We start from the raw sequence: 18,128 nt of genomic DNA, 5'->3' as shown, positions 1-18,128 counted from the left end.
ATCAGAACAGTTCTAAACGGCCACACATTTCAGCAATAGGATGTGTGGCTTTTTGTTGATTGTCTGTTTTTTGATATTGATGCGCTGGTAGTTAAGTGTTTGTTATAAATGAATTTACCCACTAATTCATAAGATGCAGACAAACAAAAAGGGCCAACTCTTTCGAGTTGGCCCTTTCCAAACGTTTGGTGGGCTGGCGTCATCTGAATTAAGCCTTTATCTATTTGTTTTTATGGTTTTTATTCTTGGTTTGATAAATTAAATACTGCTAATGGTACTGCTAATTGTTAGGGCTAGGCTAGAGCTTCATAGGCCCAGTGAACATATTTTTTATTTCCGCTTTGGATTGTAATTCTCCTGTTTCTTCCGGGGCTATTTTTTTCAGATTTTCAGCAAGTTGTTCAATATCTTCGATACTGAGTGAGGTGATTGGGTTTGTTTGTTGATTCAAATCTTGATTATTTTGAACTTCTATTAAAGTGTTGTTTACTAGGGACTCTAAAATTTCTCTATATGTGCTATCACCGGTAAGTTTTTTTAGCTTTTTAAGGTTTTGTTCGAACTCAATACTTAGCTCAAAACTATAGAACTTAGTGCCATTGGTACTAGCACTATCTCTTCTTACTTTTTTGAGCCATGCATTATTTAAACGTCGCCATATCTCCCGACCTTCCGCGCTAATATCGAGTGCATCAATTAAGTTTTCGAACCTTTCTTTTATAGTTTTTTCATCAGTTGATAATAAAGGGGCAAAGTAGTGGTCTTGTACTAATGGAAGCCTATCAATTTTGCGAAGATAGTCATTTAACCAAGTGATATGAGCCTTATTATTGTAGCTAAATTTATTGAGTTTTCTCAAAGCTATCTACCGTATTGTCTATAGGTTATATATACAATAATACTATGAGTTTTTTATGACTACGTCTGTGGACTATGTCACATGACATAGTCCTTTTTCTTGCTATAAATACCATTCAAATGTGACTTTAATTGGGGTTTTAATTGGAATCTATACTTTATCAGCATATTCCTAAGTTGGATGCCGAATCAAAGATGCTACTGATTTTGATGTGTAAAGATGCTGACAACCGCAAAAAATACAATAAACCATTATTGGATATGGTGAGGGATTACGGAGTTAGCAAACCTCAAATATTGAAGAGTTTGTTTCAGTTAAAAGAGCTTGGAGTTATAGAACCAGCAGGAGCCTCCACAGAACTTAGAAAGCCAGGTAGACCAGTTTCTAGTTATCAAATTAATCTTGAATTTCTTGAGCTATGGAATAAAACACTAAATTCGAACTTTGAACCTTTTGTTAACGCTAGGGTGCAAGGTTTATATTCAATGAGATCTAGAAAAGTGAAATTAGCAAATCGGCTTTTATTAATACTATTGGTAAGTAAAGCGGATAAGTTTGGAGCTGTAGATTCTGTTAGTTCTAGTGAGTTGTCTTACTGGATGGGGTGTACCATGAATCGAATCCAATCAATAGTGAAAAAATTAAAGCAAGAAGACTTTCTTTCTCACTATATCCCTGGTGTCTCCCATCAGTTGATAGGTAAACAGAGGTCTGTATACTTTTTAAATCTGAACAAACTGAATAACGATCAAATTAAGATTACTCATAGCATCGATTTACCACGACAGAATACGGTAGCTTCGCTAATAGATTTTAGCGATCGGGATTTGGTTTATCGGGACAGAGTCTTGAAAGGAAAGTCTTTGGAGGGGTTTATTTACTATTTACTTAGCAAGCAACAGGTAACGAGCGGTATGGCGCTTCAAATTGATTACCTGTTAGAGAAATATTTCGTAAGTATCCTTAACAGAGGAAAGTTATCTAGCTCTAGTACAATTGAGCTCTATCGACGGTATGTAGCTCTTGGCTTTACTAATTTGAATATTAACGATAAATATAAAGTTGAGATGATAGATCTCATATCTAATCGGGCTAAGACTATATGTGATGAGGTGTTTTATATGCAAGCAGCCATGTCAGCACCGAAAGCTAGTCACTGTGGTTTACGATATAACTCATTACATAATGGAGTTTTACTTTTTATCACGTAGTTTTTATCAGAGTAACAATTGCAAGTTTATACCTAAGAGAATCCCTTACTATGCAAAGGAACCTTACTACAGGTTAGGGGCGAAAAACTGTCGGTAATAATATTATTACCTTTAATCTTATCTAATTAATTACAACAACCTATCTACCTATTGAGAACACTAACCAATAGGAATGCTAGAAATGAACAACCATCTTGAACATGCAAAAATACTCACCATTGATGATATGGACTTACCAGTATACTCCAAGAAAGGACAGCTAAAAGTATCCTATCTCTCTTCAATCAAGAAAGCGTTTGATAATGCACTGGGTCAACATCCACGAACGTTATTACTGCGTGTGGATTTAAAGTACCCCACTGTGCTTTCAACAGGGGGAGTATCAAGTAAGCAAATCACTAAATTTCAAGAATCCTTTAAAGAGATGTTATCTGCCTACTTAAAGCGGAAGGGTAACAAACGACAATGTAAGCCAAGATTTATTTGGTGCAAGGAAGTAGTGACTTCTGAGCATCCTCATTACCATGTTGCTGTATTGCTTAACGGAGATGTTTTTCAAAGTATCGGGCCTTATGACAACATTACGAGTGATTATATTTCAGGCATGATTTCTAAAGCTTGGGCAAGCGCTACAGGTCTTAAGGTCGAACAAGTAAATAGTGTTATTAACTTCCCAGATAATGGTCGCTATGAAATTAATAGGCGGAACGATAGCAAGATCTTTGAGGAACAATACAAGCAAGCTTTCTATCGAGTCAGTTACTTTGCTAAGGGAGAAAGTAAACAGTATGGGAGCAGAGAGAAAAACTTTGGTAGCAGTCGTAAGTGATAAGGCAAAAAAGAAAGGCCCCTGTGGCCTTTCAGTTGTTTAATCCGCATTAAAGCGGTAACTCCCCTCACTAGAGTGAATATCAATTTGTAGGACTCTACAGGGTGTTGTAGTGACATAACCAGTAGACTCTCCGTACTTCAAATCCACTTCGGGATAAGGAAGCCATTTCACACCACTAGACTTGCTATTATTGGATGGCTTTTTGTAATCAGGGTTGCTCATGTTTTTGAGTAACTCTTCAGATTGGCTGTACTTATTCTTGTTGACGGTAATCTTTGGTGTTTCTGGTCTAGCGATTTCACAGTTACCTCGGTTAACTTCGATACCGAAGACAGTAGAGTAGTCAAAGAGAGACGTTACATATATTTTCGTCTTTGGTCCCCATCGGGTGTTGATGTCTTTGTATTCGACTTTGTAGCCCTCAGCAGATGCAGTAAAGGTCACAAGCAGTGTTAGTGCAGCGGTAAGTACAATAGGTTTCATGAGAGATATCCTTTATCTATTATTCAATGAGTTGATACTAAAAGATGGCTACGACAACTTGTGTCGAAGAGAGTGTTGGTTTGTGAGATTGGGCAGTATGAGACTGCCTACCAGCTGAAGATGTAACGCAAGCCACCCAGGCAGGCTCCTAGCGCGCCTCCTATGACTTTTCCAATGTGTTGGCCTGTAGTGCCAAAGATGCTTCCTATTTCCTCCCCATACTCTGCACCTTTAGTTGTCGTATCGAAGATGGCTTCCCATAAGCTAAAACTGGTTTTGTTGTTGTAATCACTGGCATCGTTGTCTTCCCAATTCTCATGTCGAGGGGAAAGCGTACGATTCGCCAGTAGGAGCCGTTTATTTTTTGGTAGGCGTTCAACAATCAGATATAACAGCTTGGAGAGGTTATAGGGACGTTGTTTGGTTGTGCCATCACAGTGACCAGCGACGTAGTAAATCGGTTTTAAATAAACCCCTGTAGCGCGTAGTACACGGCGATGAATGGAGTTCACCATGGCTTCTAGGTGAGCTTTGGCTGCGGAAGTTGGCGTATTACTTTCATGGTCCCACGCTTGGTTCCCTTTCAAAGCATTATCTGCTTGATTGATGGCAATCATTAGACGGTGCTGAGCTTCTTTCCCTAATGCAGGAATAAGTACGTCGTTGATTAAAGTGGTGGGTGTCCCTAAGTCACGTGAACCCCCATCAAGAACGACAAGGACTAAGTCGATCACAAAACGTTTTTGGTCATCTTTGGCTTTCAATGCCTTTTCTAGTAAGCGAGCGTGTTGCTCATCTTCTTCGACTCCATCCCCTAAGCCCGGACTGTCCCAAAGAATTAGGTTGTTCAAGCGGTACTGACTGATTCCTTGTGTGTGTGGCTCACAGCTTGTACCTACTTCTGCAATCGCCATGTCGAAAAGGGCATTTATCGTAGAACTTTTTCCAGCTCCAGTAGCTCCCGTGATCAGAATGTTGAGTTCTGTGGTTTTCATTTGTTCAAGGTTATCGAGTAGCTTAGTTCGCGTTTGTTCATTAAGCGGTGCTTGACGTATCTCGCTTTCAAGCGTGTCGAATAGGTCGTGATGTTCAGGCATAGATGCTCCTTGGTTAGAATCCGGAAAATTTACAACTAGCTCTCTCCTTATGACGAGTAATTCATGAGGAAAGAAAAATGAGACTAATTCGATTAAAAGAAGTAATTGAAATGACGGGCTTGAGCCGTTCGTATGTATATAAGTTGATGGATGCAGACCAGTTTCCTAAGTCTGTCTCGCTTGGCTATCGATGTGTGGCATGGGTAGAAAGTGAGGTTCAAGGTTGGGTGATAGAGAGAGTGGCGGATCGTGATGAGCGCTTAGGAGTACGCTCACCAATCTTGGATCAAGAGAGAATAGCCTAAGCGGTTTTCTCAGAACTTTTCTGTTTAGTAATGTCCCAAACATCATCCCCAAAACCACGTAACCATCTATCAAGTTGAGGTGAATCGATCACCGTTGCAGTGATTTGATATCCTCCATCCACTAGCTCAGCACATTGTTTCAACGACAAGGGTGTTTCAAGTAGGTGATACCCGCTTTCATGGGTAATGCAAAAAGATAGGTTTACTTCATTTCCTTCACCAAAGTAAAAGCGGCCATCTAGCTCATACCGTTCAAGGTCAAAGTCACTTGGGTAAGTAAAATCAAAAGTAGATACATTGACTTTATTGATGCGATGTAATGCTAGAGAGCGTTCGTTGGTGTGACCATGGAAGCGGCACACCAGATACAGACGACTGCCTTGTTGTGCTAGACCCAATGGCATGACGTCTTTGCTTTTGTACTCTAAGTTGGCATTGGTATAACAAAGAGATAGATAACGATTGTGGAAGAGAGCATAACTAACCTTCTCAAATATTTCGTTGTCGATATGGGGAGGGAGTAGTGGTACGCCCTCATTAACAAAGCACACTTTTCTTAACCATTGGCGTTCTTTCATATTGCTGGTGGTTGGGAAAAGGTGTTGTTTAGCATCATTGAAAACACTGTCGAGCGTTTTCATTAAATTGACAGGAAGAAGATAGCGTAGATAGTTTTCAGCTAGGCTAAGCAGTACAGCCTCCTGTGGTCCATGTGATAACAAGTTCTGTGAGCGGCGACTGTAACCAAAAGGTTTATCGCGCGTATCTACATCGACATCATCAAAGAACTGAGCAATATCGGTAAGATTACGCTGAATGGTTCGCTCTGAACGAGCAATGCCGATTTCACTGAGTTGCAGTTGGATCTCTTTTGCTGTGATCTTGCGACTGTTAGGAATACGCTTATAAATCTCAAGAACCAGCTGTATGTAATGTTGTGAGCGATTAAGCTTGGTATCGTCCATAGATGGCTTTATTTTTTTTAAGCGCACACCTCTCCGCTCATGTATGAAATGAGTAAAGACAATGAGCTAACGAATTGATTGAAGAGAGTTTACGAGGTGCTGCGTTGACTTGTGTCGCAGTGTTTTTGACTAAAATAAAGAAAGAATCGGACACGGAAGTTTACCGTGTCCCTTAGTTATCACTAGCGGTGACGACTTATCATGCTTTGAATCGCATCATCACTATATCCGCGATTTTTAAGCTCCTGACGAGCGGCTCCTATAGCCCATGTACCGCCTGAACGATTTGCAAGGGTACGTGCCAACTGATCATCCCCCTTACTTGCCGCATCGGCTTGTGCCTCTTTCATGTCACCGTACGTGTCAGAAGCTACTTTAGCTCCTACTTGTGCGCCTGCTTTCGCAAGCTTTCCAACGTTGTCCCAAAATCCCATTTGGTGATCCTTTTTATTAAGTGTTGAGTGCCAATGCATAATACAAATTGATGCGTTAACTTATGTCGCCTTCGCTAAAGGTTGGTCTTAAAAATGAATGTGCTAGCCAGTATCCTGAAGCTTTAATGGAGGGCATACGATGCAAGACACCCAGCACCAAAGACATTTTAATGAGCACTCGTTTTGGAATAAGCTCAAACGCTACGCCAGAAAAGCAGGACGCGAGGTTATTGAAACAGCCTTAACCCTTTATTGCTGTGCAAAAGACAGTGATACACCACGTTGGGCTAAAACGGCGATATTGAGTGCTCTGGGTTACTTTGTCTTCCCTATTGATACCATTCCCGATGTGTTGGCTACAGTGATGACATTAGTGTATTGATGGTCGCGTTAACTTCTGTCGGAGATCATGTAAAACAAGAGCATAAGGAAGAAGCAAAGCAACAAGTGGAAGTCTGGCTAGAAAGGTAGGGGTTAGTGGGTAAGCTCGATGTTGTCGAAGCATTCAGATTCAACGTAATACAGAAAATTTTGTTCCCACATTTTGTACAGTTCATCAATTCCTTCAGAGCGAATGCTTTGCCATCCGGTTGCCACTGTAAAGACCACTTGATTCCCAAAATCAAAGTCTATGCAGCGTTCTAGTTCTGGGTAGTAGTTACCCATATAGGCAAAGTCAGTGATGTAGAGAATGTCTAGCGTGTAGTCTTCCTTAATGTTGAGGCTTATTTCTACAGGATGGTAACCCCCTTCCTCGGCACTATAACTCTTGTCTCGAAAGTTAATCGTGACTGTAGGGCTGGTGGCTTTGGTCTCTTCTGAAGAAAAGAAATTCTGGCAGTACTGACTAAGTAAAGTTTGGAGTTGTTTTGATACTGGTAGAGATGGCGGGGCAAAGTTTAGAGTCGACATATTACGTCTCCTAGTGTTGGTGATAATGGGGTATCGATCTATGAAGTGGCGTCAAAGGTGCTGGTCATTGTTAGTTGGATATCATCATAACTACACTGCGTTAAATGACAGGCTAAGGTTTGCATCCACGCTTCTAATAGCGTTTTAATTTTGGGGTGCTCAAGACTTACCGACCCACAATCGGGCTGATAGCACCAAAGGTTAGGCAAGTGAAAATAGAGTTCAGGTTCTAGTTCGTGGCTTTGAGTATCTGAGTAGGAAAAGCTTGTTAAACAGATAAGCTGCCAAGGAGTGGAAAGGGATATTCGGTAGAGCTGAATTTCAACCGGGTGTAGCCCTTCTTTGGTTCTGTAGTAGCTTGTTTCTCTACAGTTAAGAATAATTCGCTGAGCATGACTAGGGATATCATACTGCTTGATAATCGCGAGTAAGCAATGATGAAAGGTATCGTGTAAGGCAATGTCTCCATATCTTTTCTGAATCATAGTAGCCCCCTTTCTGCAAAAGAGACGGCGCTATCCCCAATGACAATATGATCGAGAACACGGATATCCACCAGAGCTAATGCATCTTTTAGTCTTTGAGTGATTCCCTTATCAGCTTGTGATGGTGTTGCATCCCCTGAAGGGTGATTGTGAGCAAAGATGACTGCTGCGGCATTTGTCTTTAATGCGGCTTTTACCACTTCTCTAGGGTAGACACTGGCTGAGTCAATGGTGCCAAAGAAAAGCTCTTCAAATGAAATAAGGTGATGTTGGTTATCAAGAAACATTACAGCAAAGACCTCTCTCTCATAGGCTTTTAATTTGCAAGAAAGGTAGGTTTTAGTGAGTTCTGGATTGCAATATTGATCGCCTCGGAGGCCCCGTGCTGCAAGGATTTCTGCGGCTGCGTCGAGCACCCTGTCGGCTGTGACAGGACCATCAAAATAGTAGTTGTTATCGTGCATGAAACACTCCTTAGAATGAGTTGAGTAGTAGGTGCACGAAGATGATATATATCTGAAATTATTTATGTTTTTAGCGTGGTCGGGTAGTAATTAAAAAACTCTCCAGTTGCCCCCGTGCGTTTTTAAGCTGCGATTGTTAACTTGTTTGTGTTCAAACATACAAGGAGAAATGAACATGTCTAAAGCGAAATCAACACCAATGACCCCGTCAGCCGCTGCACGTATTCAAGGCGGACAAGCGAAAGCAAATGGTGGTCAAGTAGCCAAAGGAAGTTTTGCTGCGAGAGCTCAATCAGCCGCTGTGAAAAACAGTCAGTCGTAGGGAGTGCGGGGGAGATAACATTTCCCCCTCATCAATTATGAAAAGATATAGCAATAACAAGGATATACAGAAGTTGGTTTGCCATTTGGTGAAAAATAACTGGCGATTCCAACGCTGTAAAAAACATGGCTCTATTTTCTCGCCAGCAGGGAAGCGATTCACAGTGCCAAGTACGCCAAGTGATAGACGAGCTTTTCAAAACTTTAATAAAGATATTCAACGTTCAGTATGACTAATAAAACAAATAACACGCCGTATTACTCTGTACAGCATTTACTTAGAGAATTTGCTAAAGGTCTAGGAACCAAAGCTTTAGCAGGTAAGAAGATTGATGATGCATGTAAAAACACAGAAATAAATCCATTTCATTTGGAGGCTTTGAAGAAAAGCCTAATCCACGATCCCCTTACAAAATGTGTCAATATTTACTTTGCCGATCATGTGCTGGAGCAATTTGAGAGGGTTACAGAGTTTTATTTAAACTTGATAAAGTCAGTACCTCTCGACGGGGTAGATGCCAATCTAGCTCAACAGTTTATTGATCGCTACTTTATGACATTCGCTGTCGCTGAGATTTGTTTTAGTTCTTTAAATGGTATGAGGCTTACATCGAGAGATATTGCTTGGAGCGACAAGACCTTGATGTCACTTGTTTTAGAGAACCTTGAGAATTCAATGGAGTGGCAGCAGTTCCTAATAAATAGCACAGAGTCTCAAAAGGAGTGTTTGAGGGCATGGGCACTAGGCCCTGGAGCTGAGTTACCTAAACTCTCCAGTATTACTTCTCTTGGGGAAAGTTGGCAACGAGGAAATAGTTGGGGGGCTTTTAAGGCCAGACTGATAACCGCTCGCCTGTGGGATTACTTTTTTTATCGTAGTGGTTATACCGACCTCGCTCTACTTAGACATAGCTCCCCCAAACAGTGCTTAGAGAAACTGGTTAGTCAACTACTCAACCTGCTTCAGCAAGGAACGATAAAATATGAAGCTACATCTCCTTTAGCATTGGGGTTGTTTGATTTACTTAGGTTAAGAACACTTAAAGTTGCAGATAGCCAAGGGCGCTGTTTCGAATTACTGGATCAACTTAGGTCGCAACAAGAGAAGCTCGATATCAATAAAGAAGCGACATACTACTACCATTGGATGAATGCTCGTTACTTGTTGCATTCAGGAGAGCTACTCGCAGCGGTTGATGAGTATAAGTTAGCATTTGAACAGGTGATCTATAGGCAAGGGGAAAATGCCGAGAAGATTATTATCGAGGCGATCGTTACAGCATGTCGATGTCCTAAACCAAACAAAAGGTTCATTAACCGTTTGAGGCGAATGGCTGTGGTGTTAAAGATAGATCTAATGCCATCAGAGCATAGTGGTGATGAGGACAAAGCGAAACCACAAGAGATTGAAAGTTGGGAAATTGCTGCATTTAGTCAGTATTTCAGTGCTTTCTTTACTAGAGACTCGTTCTTCCCAGGTGCGTCATATCCTGCAAATCCACATGACACAAATGGGGTATGGATGGTGGATGAAACGACTCACCAACTAGATATTGAAAAACCAAACAAAGTACTCTCTGTTGGAATGGAAGGTGGGTTAGTAAAACAAATGCCACAGTTGGTTTATTTCTCGATGCTTGAGGATGTAAATGCTATCTCGACTCTTCTAAATTCAAGTGCAGACGTTAACCGACTGTCATCACGCAATGAGTCGGCAATTCTGTTAGCTATCCAATCAATGCAAGCTAACGTGATGCCTTTGAATTCAATGAAGGAAGAATTATTCCAGCTACTGAGCCAGAAGCCACATAAGAGAAGTGTACTGGATACTCTAACGGAAAAGAAAAAACTGTCTCCCCTCGGCTGCGCTATTCAGACAGGTCGAATAGGTGTTGTAAGGAAACTAATTGAGATGGGGGCTTCAGTTGATAGAAGACATGACACTATTGGGGAAACCCCGCTATTTACAGCCATAGGCTTAATAGCACATCATACTCGGCCTCATCTCAATGCAGGGCATTGGGAAAAGATGAAATATTCTAAAATGAACTTGCAATCGGTACGCGCTCACTCTGCAGGACTATTGCCTCATGATCTTGAGCATTTAAAAACAGTAATGGCAAAACAAGACAGCGACCCAGTTTTTCAAAGTATACACGAGGTAGTGAAGAAAACTGAGATCGGTAATATCCTAAAATACACTTCAGCAGATGGGTTTCGGCAAATAGCGAAATTGCTTATAGAGGAAGGGGCAGATCCCAATGCCAAGCATGACACTGCTATGCTTGGATACACACCATTGATGTTAGCGATTGAACTTGATGAAGCTGAGCTGGTGGAGGCTATGATAGACTCAAAACAGTATCAGGCTAACTTTCAAGATACCTGTATTGATTCACGAACTGGTCAACGAGTCGATATTGAACGATTAATAAGAGAGTGGCGAGCGTCGAATGTAGCTAAAGCGCTTAGTGAAAGGGTATAAGTCAGTTGTAATATAGTCGCCTCATTTAGGAGTAAATGAATAATGAGGTCGACTACTTTGAGTAGGAGCCGTTACAAGAACTCTAAAAGCTCGTTCATGTTATTAACGACAATTTGTTGTCCTTGAGGGTTTGAATCCAATATATGGGTGTTGATGTTATAAGTGTCTAGGACGTAGCGTATTAGCGATGCATTGGTGGGTATATTTAATACACCATTCACCATTCCAAAATCTTTTTCAATGACGGCTTTTTGGTTTTCATTAAAACGGAGATCAGGACTAAGCTTTACGTTAACTTCAGTATTCCAAAGTTTATCATTCGATTTATTGTGTACTGCGTGGTCGTTTAAGTCCGGTACTTCGTGAATTCGACTAAGTACAAAGTCACGATAATCATTAGCGTATTCACAGTATGCTCGTACATGCCAGCGAAGAGGAGTACAAACTAATGTGTGGGGGGAAATGATCCTCTCAACTTTGTTACCATCCTTCAGTGGTGTGTAGCAAATATCGACACGTTTTTTTCTCGAATGGCTTGAACTAAAGGTCGTAATACTTCTGGTGAAATATTACGGGTGATGGGCCGCACCATCGCTGTATGCTCGAAGCCCATATCAAGCTCATCAAAAGTTACTGTCATATCCTCACTTCGAGACAGTATGTGCAAGTATTCATCAGCATGACCACTGGTAAGCTTAGGTGTAAAGGTCTCACTGGGTTTATACCCTTTGATCTTTTTATCGTAAACAAGGTTTCCAGGAGCAACTTCTGCCAGGTAAGTGTTGATGTCTTTAGATGCTTGCTGTCTACCGATACCAAAGCTTTTTATCAAATGATTGGTATTTAACCTGCCCTCCCAAAGTACGATAACTTCGATCATTCTGTATCGAAATAAAAGATCCCATCTAATAGGCCACTTACTCATAACTCACTCCTGCTTGTTTATGCTACATGTGTATGTAATCAGTGTTTACCTGTAGCCTGTGACGTCATATTATTTTCTGGTCAATATTACGTCAAGGGCAGTTGAGGAGAAAACCATGAGTGAAATTCACATCACAAGAGCGGTATATCAAGACACCAAAGAGTCGGTGTCAATTGAGGACGTCGATCGTGGTCTTCAAGCCAATGTTGTATGCGCTTGCTGTGGAGCTAAATTAGTTGCGAATAAGGGACAAAAGAAAGCTTGGCACTTTTCTCACTATTTTGACGAAGCATGTGTTTTGGCGTACGAGACGCAACTTCATTTAACTGCCAAAGAGTATTTTGCAAAAGCCGGAAAGATACCTATACCGCTTGATACGGGATGGATTACCCCAGATGTTTGCGCAGAACTACAAGTCTCTGATGTGAAAATTGAAGTCTATATGGATGGGAGAAGGCCGGATTTAGTGGCGACGGTCGGAAGCGAACAGTATTGGATTGAGATAGCCAATAAGCACAAATGCGATGACGATAAAGTTTGGTATTGCCGAAGTCATGATAAGAATGTCATTGAGATAGATGTCTCTGAGTGTGGTTATCTAGACCAGTTCGACTCTTTAGAGCACTGTTTAGTGCGAACGCAGTCGCTCAATGCCTGTAATGATTACCTTGATGAAATAGCAAAAAGTACAGCGCATAAACACGAAAAAGTTAGAAAACAAATTGAAGTCTTGAAGCGTTCAGAAAAGAAACTTGAAGAGCGAGAAATAAAGCAAGACAAAGTAGAGAAAACGTTAGAAGAGCGTATCGAAGTACATCAGAAAAAGTATGAAGATCGCTTAGAGAAAATGAAACTTCGCAAAGATGCTCAGGATGAGATTCTTGCTGAATTGGAGAAAGCGATAGACTCTCATCAAACCCTATTAGATTCAGTTCAGGCGCGACATGCCCAGATTGAATATGAGATAGAAGAGAAGGTTACATCGAGGCTTAAGCAGCTTGATGAGCAAAACCAAGCCGTGCTTATTCAGTTAAAAGGGGAGTTACAACGAGAATGGAATCTGGAGTTGAGAAAAAAGAAAGAGGAGTTTGAACAACAACTAGCGGGTGAATTTAATCGACGATTTCAAAGTGAAATCGTGGCGATGGAAGAAAGACAACTAACACATCAAAAACTAGCTCAAGAGTTAAAGGTTTTGGAACACGAAAAATTTTTTCTGTGTGATGAGATTGAGTCTTTAGGTCTACGTAAGAAAGCAGTTTTGGAGCAACAAGGGCATGAGTTGCGAGAATCATTTGCTCCACTTCTTGAACAAAGAAATATTTTGACTGATGAAGTTACCGAATTGACAAAGCAGGTAAAAGAAAAATTGATAGAAGCTGATCTTGTCGATACTTATGCCAACAACCTTGTTGAGGTGAGAGACTTCTGTCTAGCTCGTTCTGACTACCGACAAACGATCAATCAACGAATGAATAAGCTCAAGTCAATAGATCGCAAATGTAAGGAGCTAGAGTTTGATTATGAGCAGAAATTCGAACGATTAGATGTAATGGTAAAACTCTCAAATGAATTCGCTAAAGCATTTAAGACTACCTTCGATTTACTACAAAAGAAGGAGCTTTTAAGTGAGCTACCGGAGGTCTTAGTTAATCGAGTAAATAAGCACTCCATTATGCTATCAAGAAATGCTCAAGAAGAGCTCGATGACCTTGAACAGATTGAAGCTTAGTTGTATCGCAAACACTGAGTTGAGAGCTGTGCTCACAGCTCTGAGTGGTTATTAATAAAGCGTTAGATTGCATAATGGAAGAGAGATCATTGTTCTACTCTAAGTTTTCTCATACCCTATTAAAATCAATAGCTAAAGTGGATTAATGCCTTGAATGTTAAATTTAGGGTTAGAAGGTGTTCATCTTAGTCAGGGCACTAGCTTGTTATATTTAAGCAAATGAAGCGCTCTGCAAATTGAACCGGTTAACCCACAACTCTAGGTGTCAAAATGCTTCCAAGTTATCAAGAGTTAATGAAGCCAGTGTTAGAGGCTGCCAAGAATGAAGAAGTTAAGCTAAGCAACACCATCGACTTGCTAGCTGAGCAATTCAATCTATCAGAAGAAGAAAGAACGGAGCTTCTTCCTAGCGGGCGACAAGCTGCATTCACCAACCGAGTTGGATGGGCCAAAACCTATCTAGCCAAAGCTGGGCTTTTGGATTCCACAAGGCGTGGTCATTTCGTGATAACAGACTTGGGGAAAGATGCTCTAAATAGTGACGAAGAGATTAATAATCATTACCTTAAACGTTTTGATGACTTCAATGCGTTCACTAAACAAAAGAACGGTGATTCAGACAAAGTCGAAGATACAACTGTGTCTGATAATGATGCGACGCCAGATGAAGTGCTAAGAGCTGCTTATAAACAGATTAACGACGCGTTAGCCTCTGACATTTTGACCCGAACACGTAAAGTATCTCCAGCCTTTTTTGAGCAACTACTGATCGACCTGCTACTAGCAATGGGTTATGGCGGAAGTGATGAGGGTATGGCTCACACCCTTGGTAAAAGTGGTGATAATGGTGTCGATGGAGTCATCAACCAAGACCCTCTAGGTGTAGATCAGGTTTACATACAAGCTAAGCGTTATGCAGAGGGCAACAATGTAGGCTCTAGTGAAATACGGGATTTCTTTGGTGCCCTTAACTTAAAGAAAGCGCAAAAGGGTATCTTCATTACTACTTCCGATTTTACATCCTCAGCCTCACAAACAGCTAAAGATTTAGGTATGCGTATCGTGCTTATCAATGGCAAGGAGTTGGCTAAGCTAATGCTTCGCTACAACATAGGTAGCCGAGACGAGCAAATAATTTATATCAAACGCATTGATGAAGAGTTTTTTGAAGGATAATACGTCATGGCAGACTTCAGTAATTTTGATTTTCTAAGATCACATCAAGATTGGCTTTTTAAATTAGCCGAGAGTGCAGAGCGGAATTTTGTCCCATTTCCAAATACGACGTTGGTTAATATTCGACAACTTGGTGAAGCGATTGCTCAGACCATTGCTTCTCGAGTTGGCGTTGAGTCTGGCGCTAATGTCAGGCAAATAGACTTGCTCAAAGAGCTAGACAGCGTTCTTCGTCTTGATGATAACGTTCGAGATGCCTTTCATACAATTCGCAAGCTTGGAAATAACGCAACACATATCTTTGACAGTAGCACTCACAGAGATGCACTTAAAGCACTAATGGTAGGCCATGCCTTGTCCATGTGGTTCCATATTACTTTCGGTGGAAGTACGGCAAAAGGCTTTAAAATTCAGAAGTTCGTCAAACCAGAAGACCCATCAGACTATGTTCGCGAACTTGAAGAGCAAGTTAATCGACTAAAAGTTGAATCACAGAGAACGCAAGATCGTATTAAGGTCGCAGAAGAGCTCAGTAAAGTTGAAGCGGACAAAGCGCAAGCTGAGAAGTTACGTGCTGAACAAATGGCTGAAGAAAAGGCTATTTGGGAAGAGTTAGCAGAAGAGCATGAGAATACTTTATCCTCGTATCGTCTCAAGATGGATAAAGCAAACATTGTTTACTTCCAAGCTTTCCGTTCTAAATCTAAAGAGGATCAAGTCTCTGAAATTCAGCGTATCGAGAAGTCTCCCTTTGAGATGGATGAAGCCGAGACTCGTGTCATTATTGATCAGCAATTGGTTGATGCAGGGTGGGAAGCCGATACCGAAAACCTTCGATATTCAAAAGGTGCCAAACCAGAGCCAAACAAGAATAGAGCAATAGCGGAATGGCCTACAAACTCAGGTCCAGCTGATTATGCGCTATTTATGGGAATGACTCTGGTAGCAACGATTGAAGCGAAAAAGTCAGCTAAGAATGTATATGGTGCAATCGATCAAGCAAAACGTTATGCAAAAGGCATTCATAACTTACCAAGTAACGTTGAAGTAGCAAACTATAATGAATTTTTGGTGCCCGTGGTATTTGCGACGAATGGCCGAGCGTATTTAAAACAGCTTAAGCAAGAAAGCGGCATCTGGTTTTTAGACGTCAGAGATAATACTAATCGAAGAAAAGCCCTCAAAGGCTGGTACACACCAGCTGAGCTGAAGGAATACTTGCGTCAAACACCTCAAAAAGCCAACGCAGAGTTGAATGGCATGGGCTTTGAGTACGAACTAAAGCTTCGTGATTATCAAAAAGAAGCCATCCTCTCGGTTGAACAAGCAATTAAAGAAGGAGAAGAAAAGGCGCTGGTGGCAATGGCGACGGGTACCGGTAAAACCAAAACCTGTATTGCTTTAGTTTACCGATTATTGAAAGCGCAACGTTTCCGCCGAATTCTGTTTTTAGTAGATAGAAGTGCCTTGGGCGTTCAAGCATCGGTGGATTTTGGCGAAGTGCGTATGGAAAACCTCAATACGTTTGCTGATACCTTTGATGTGATGGGGATGGAGCCAGATAAAGCTCCTAAAGCTGTACCTGATGATGATACAAAAGTTCACGTGGCAACGGTTCAAGGTCTGGTCAAGCGGATTATGTACCCCTCAGGAAATGGTTCAAAGCCAGGTGTAGGCCAGTACGATTGTATTGTGGTAGACGAATGTCACCGAGGTTACTTGCTCGATCGTGAGCTTAGCGACACAGAGATTAAATTTCGAGACCAGAAAGACTATATGTCAAAGTACCGAGCAGTTATTGAGTATTTTGATGCCTTTAAAGTTGGCCTAACAGCAACACCAGCGATTCACACAGTAGATATATTTGGTGAGCCAGTATTCTCATACAGCTATACCGAAGCCGTTATTGATGGGTACTTAGTCGATCACTTACCGCCTGTCCGTATTCACACCAAGTTAAATACGGAAGGAATCAACTATCAGGTTAACGAAGAGGTTCAAGTTTATGATCCGCAAACTCAGCAGTTTGATTTGATTCATACGCCAGATGAGTTGGATTTTGAGGTCGCTGATTTTAATAGAAAAGTAATCGCCCCAGAGTTCACCAAAGTGATATGTAAGTGGCTAATCGAAAGCGATTCTCTAAATCCGTACTCACAAGAAAAGTCGTTGATTTTCTGTGTCACAGACCGCCACGCCGATGAGGTCGTAGAAGCGTTAAAACAAGCGTGTGAAGATTACCACGGCGAAGTTGAAGATGATGCAATTCAGAAAATTACGGGTGCCTCTGATAAGCCGCTAGAAAAAATACGTCTATTCAAAAATGACCGCTTACCGAATATTGCGGTAACCGTGGATTTGTTGACGACTGGTGTCGATGTGCCGAGCATCTGTAACCTTGTATTCTTACGACGTGTCAACAGCCGCATTTTGTTCGAGCAAATGCTTGGTCGAGCCACGCGCCGTTGTGATGAGATAGGTAAAGAGCGATTCCGCATCTACGATGCTGTAGATATCTACAAACAACTTGAGAAAGTGAACACAATGAAACCTGTTGTGACCAAGGTCGACGTTACCTTCTCTGAGTTGGAGCAAGAGATCACCAAGGGGGGAGATACCAAACTGCAAGAGCTGGCTAAAGATCAATTTCTTGCCAAACTGCAAAGCAAAAAGAACTACTTAACACCACTTCAACAGCATGAATTTGAGCGAATCGTTGGCAAGCCGCCTAAAGAGTTCGCCAAAGAACTGAAAGCAATGAATACAGAGGATGTGGCGAGTTGGTTTGTTAGCCATCCTGGCTTAGGCGAGCTTCTTGATATGAAAGTGCAGGGCGGCAGTGGACGAAACAAAATAGTGATATCAGACAAGCCTGATGATGTGACTGGTACATCAACGGGCTATGGCAGCGGCCAGAAACCAGAAGATTACTTGTCATCGTTTTCAGCCTTTGTAAATGCAAATAGTAACCGGATGGTGGCATTACAAACGGTTATCCAAAGACCGTGGGAACTGACACGAACTGACCTCAAGCAACTCGTTGTAGAGCTGGAAAAAAACGAATTTAGAGAGGAAGAGCTAAAAGTAGCCTGGAAAGAGGTGAAAAACGAGGATATTGCCGCCCGAATTATTGGTTTTATCCGACAAGCCGCAATCGGTGAGGCCCTTATTCCGTATGAGCAACGTGTTGACAAAGCCTTGCAGAAAATACTCGCGATTCGTGCCTGGAAAACGCCGCAACGAGAGTGGTTGGAAACTATCGCTGCCCAGATGAAAACTAACATTGTTGTTGATGAATCTAACCTAAACGAAGGTATTTTTAAGCAACGCCTTGGTGGTATCCAACGAGCGCACAAGCTTTTCGAACAGCCTGTAGTTGATGTCCTCGCGCAATTTAACCGTGCGCTTTGGTCTAACGATGACCTCCAAGTAACTGCGTAAT

The 18,128-nt window shown here is 41.5% G+C and carries 17 protein-coding genes and 1 pseudogene; 9 read left to right on the top strand and 9 right to left on the bottom strand.

Features of this window, described 5'->3' with window-relative positions; translation table 11 throughout:
• Positions 1–298: 298 nt before the first annotated feature.
• Positions 299–859: a hypothetical protein gene (locus AB8613_RS05345; RefSeq protein ID WP_372024394.1), complete on the bottom strand. Its 561-nt coding sequence runs from the start codon at positions 857–859 to the stop codon at positions 299–301.
• Between the two features lie 143 nt (positions 860–1,002).
• On the opposite strand from AB8613_RS05345, the gene AB8613_RS05340 reads away from it, so the two are divergent.
• Together AB8613_RS05340 and AB8613_RS05335 are read left to right on the top strand one after the other, a co-directional pair.
• Positions 1,003–2,070, top strand: a complete 1,068-nt coding sequence (locus AB8613_RS05340) for a hypothetical protein (RefSeq protein WP_372024391.1) — start codon at positions 1,003–1,005, stop codon at positions 2,068–2,070.
• Positions 2,071–2,251: 181 nt separating this feature from the next.
• Positions 2,252–2,899 carry an inovirus Gp2 family protein gene (locus tag AB8613_RS05335; protein ID WP_372254447.1) on the top strand — a complete coding sequence of 216 codons (648 nt, stop codon included), beginning with the start codon at positions 2,252–2,254 and terminating at the stop codon, positions 2,897–2,899.
• 39 nt (positions 2,900–2,938) lie between these two features.
• Here the strand turns inward: AB8613_RS05335 and AB8613_RS05330 are convergent, their stop codons facing one another.
• Together AB8613_RS05330 and AB8613_RS05325 are read right to left on the bottom strand one after the other, a co-directional pair.
• A complete protein-coding gene (locus tag AB8613_RS05330) occupies positions 2,939–3,385 on the bottom strand; it encodes a hypothetical protein (protein ID WP_372384613.1) in 447 nt (148 codons plus the stop codon).
• Positions 3,386–3,492: 107 nt separating this feature from the next.
• Positions 3,493–4,482, bottom strand: a complete 990-nt coding sequence (locus AB8613_RS05325; RefSeq protein ID WP_372384612.1) for a GTPase family protein — start codon at positions 4,480–4,482, stop codon at positions 3,493–3,495.
• 77 nt (positions 4,483–4,559) lie between these two features.
• Here AB8613_RS05325 and AB8613_RS05320 point away from each other — a divergent pair, with 77 nt between their 5' ends.
• On the top strand, positions 4,560–4,787 hold the full coding sequence (locus AB8613_RS05320) for a helix-turn-helix transcriptional regulator (protein ID WP_372384611.1): 228 nt from the start codon (positions 4,560–4,562) through the stop codon (positions 4,785–4,787).
• On the opposite strand, the gene AB8613_RS05315 is transcribed toward AB8613_RS05320, so the two are convergent.
• Together AB8613_RS05315 and AB8613_RS05310 are read right to left on the bottom strand one after the other, a co-directional pair.
• Positions 4,784–5,752, bottom strand: a complete 969-nt coding sequence (locus AB8613_RS05315; protein ID WP_064624600.1) for a YafY family protein — start codon at positions 5,750–5,752, stop codon at positions 4,784–4,786. The two genes, AB8613_RS05320 and AB8613_RS05315, sit on opposite strands and share 4 nt — an antisense overlap.
• Before the next feature lie 182 nt (positions 5,753–5,934).
• Complete coding sequence (locus AB8613_RS05310) at positions 5,935–6,186, bottom strand: hypothetical protein (RefSeq protein ID WP_019823999.1); 252 nt, start codon at positions 6,184–6,186, stop codon at positions 5,935–5,937.
• A gap of 139 nt (positions 6,187–6,325) precedes the next feature.
• On the opposite strand from AB8613_RS05310, the gene AB8613_RS05305 reads away from it, so the two are divergent.
• The gene (locus tag AB8613_RS05305) at positions 6,326–6,568 is read left to right on the top strand and encodes a YkvA family protein (RefSeq protein WP_372384610.1); all 243 of its coding nucleotides are present in this window, start codon (positions 6,326–6,328) and stop codon (positions 6,566–6,568) included.
• Between the two features lie 92 nt (positions 6,569–6,660).
• Here the strand turns inward: AB8613_RS05305 and AB8613_RS05300 are convergent, their stop codons facing one another.
• The 3 genes from AB8613_RS05300 to radC are packed head-to-tail and all read right to left on the bottom strand — an operon-like array spanning position 6,661 to position 8,047.
• Positions 6,661–7,098, bottom strand: coding sequence for a DUF2787 family protein (locus tag AB8613_RS05300; protein WP_372384609.1), 438 nt, complete (start codon positions 7,096–7,098; stop codon positions 6,661–6,663).
• A gap of 38 nt (positions 7,099–7,136) precedes the next feature.
• Positions 7,137–7,583 (bottom strand): DUF2787 family protein, encoded by a 447-nt coding sequence (locus tag AB8613_RS05295; protein ID WP_372384608.1) that lies wholly within the window; start codon positions 7,581–7,583, stop codon positions 7,137–7,139.
• A complete protein-coding gene (gene radC, locus AB8613_RS05290) occupies positions 7,580–8,047 on the bottom strand; it encodes a DNA repair protein RadC (RefSeq protein WP_372384607.1) in 468 nt (155 codons plus the stop codon). The genes AB8613_RS05295 and radC overlap by 4 nt, the downstream gene beginning before the upstream one ends.
• Positions 8,048–8,222: 175 nt before the next feature.
• On the opposite strand from radC, the gene AB8613_RS05285 reads away from it, so the two are divergent.
• Together AB8613_RS05285 and AB8613_RS05280 are read left to right on the top strand one after the other, a co-directional pair.
• The gene (locus tag AB8613_RS05285) at positions 8,223–8,369 is read left to right on the top strand and encodes a hypothetical protein (protein ID WP_372384606.1); all 147 of its coding nucleotides are present in this window, start codon (positions 8,223–8,225) and stop codon (positions 8,367–8,369) included.
• Positions 8,370–8,597: 228 nt separating this feature from the next.
• Complete coding sequence (locus AB8613_RS05280; RefSeq protein WP_372384605.1) at positions 8,598–10,853, top strand: ankyrin repeat domain-containing protein; 2,256 nt, start codon at positions 8,598–8,600, stop codon at positions 10,851–10,853.
• Between the two features lie 71 nt (positions 10,854–10,924).
• On the opposite strand, the pseudogene AB8613_RS05275 reads toward AB8613_RS05280, so the two are convergent.
• Positions 10,925–11,778, bottom strand: a pseudogene (locus tag AB8613_RS05275) (helix-turn-helix transcriptional regulator).
• Positions 11,779–11,893: 115 nt separating this feature from the next.
• Here AB8613_RS05275 and AB8613_RS05270 point away from each other — a divergent pair.
• The 3 genes from AB8613_RS05270 to hsdR all read left to right on the top strand — a co-directional run bounded on the left by AB8613_RS05270 (position 11,894) and on the right by hsdR (position 18,127).
• On the top strand, positions 11,894–13,510 hold the full coding sequence (locus tag AB8613_RS05270; RefSeq protein ID WP_372384604.1) for a competence protein CoiA family protein: 1,617 nt from the start codon (positions 11,894–11,896) through the stop codon (positions 13,508–13,510).
• Positions 13,511–13,780: 270 nt separating this feature from the next.
• A complete protein-coding gene (locus tag AB8613_RS05265; RefSeq protein WP_372384603.1) occupies positions 13,781–14,686 on the top strand; it encodes a restriction endonuclease in 906 nt (301 codons plus the stop codon).
• A 6-nt stretch (positions 14,687–14,692) separates the two neighbouring features.
• Positions 14,693–18,127: a type I restriction-modification system endonuclease gene (gene hsdR, locus AB8613_RS05260; RefSeq protein WP_372384602.1), complete on the top strand. Its 3,435-nt coding sequence runs from the start codon at positions 14,693–14,695 to the stop codon at positions 18,125–18,127.
• Position 18,128 lies beyond the last annotated feature (1 nt).

Source organism: Vibrio sp. BS-M-Sm-2 (assembly GCF_041504345.1).
Lineage (GTDB): Bacteria > Pseudomonadota > Gammaproteobacteria > Enterobacterales > Vibrionaceae > Vibrio > Vibrio satsumensis.
The sequence above is the reverse complement of the archived record's forward strand: the minus strand, read 5'-3'. Positions and strand labels throughout refer to the sequence as shown.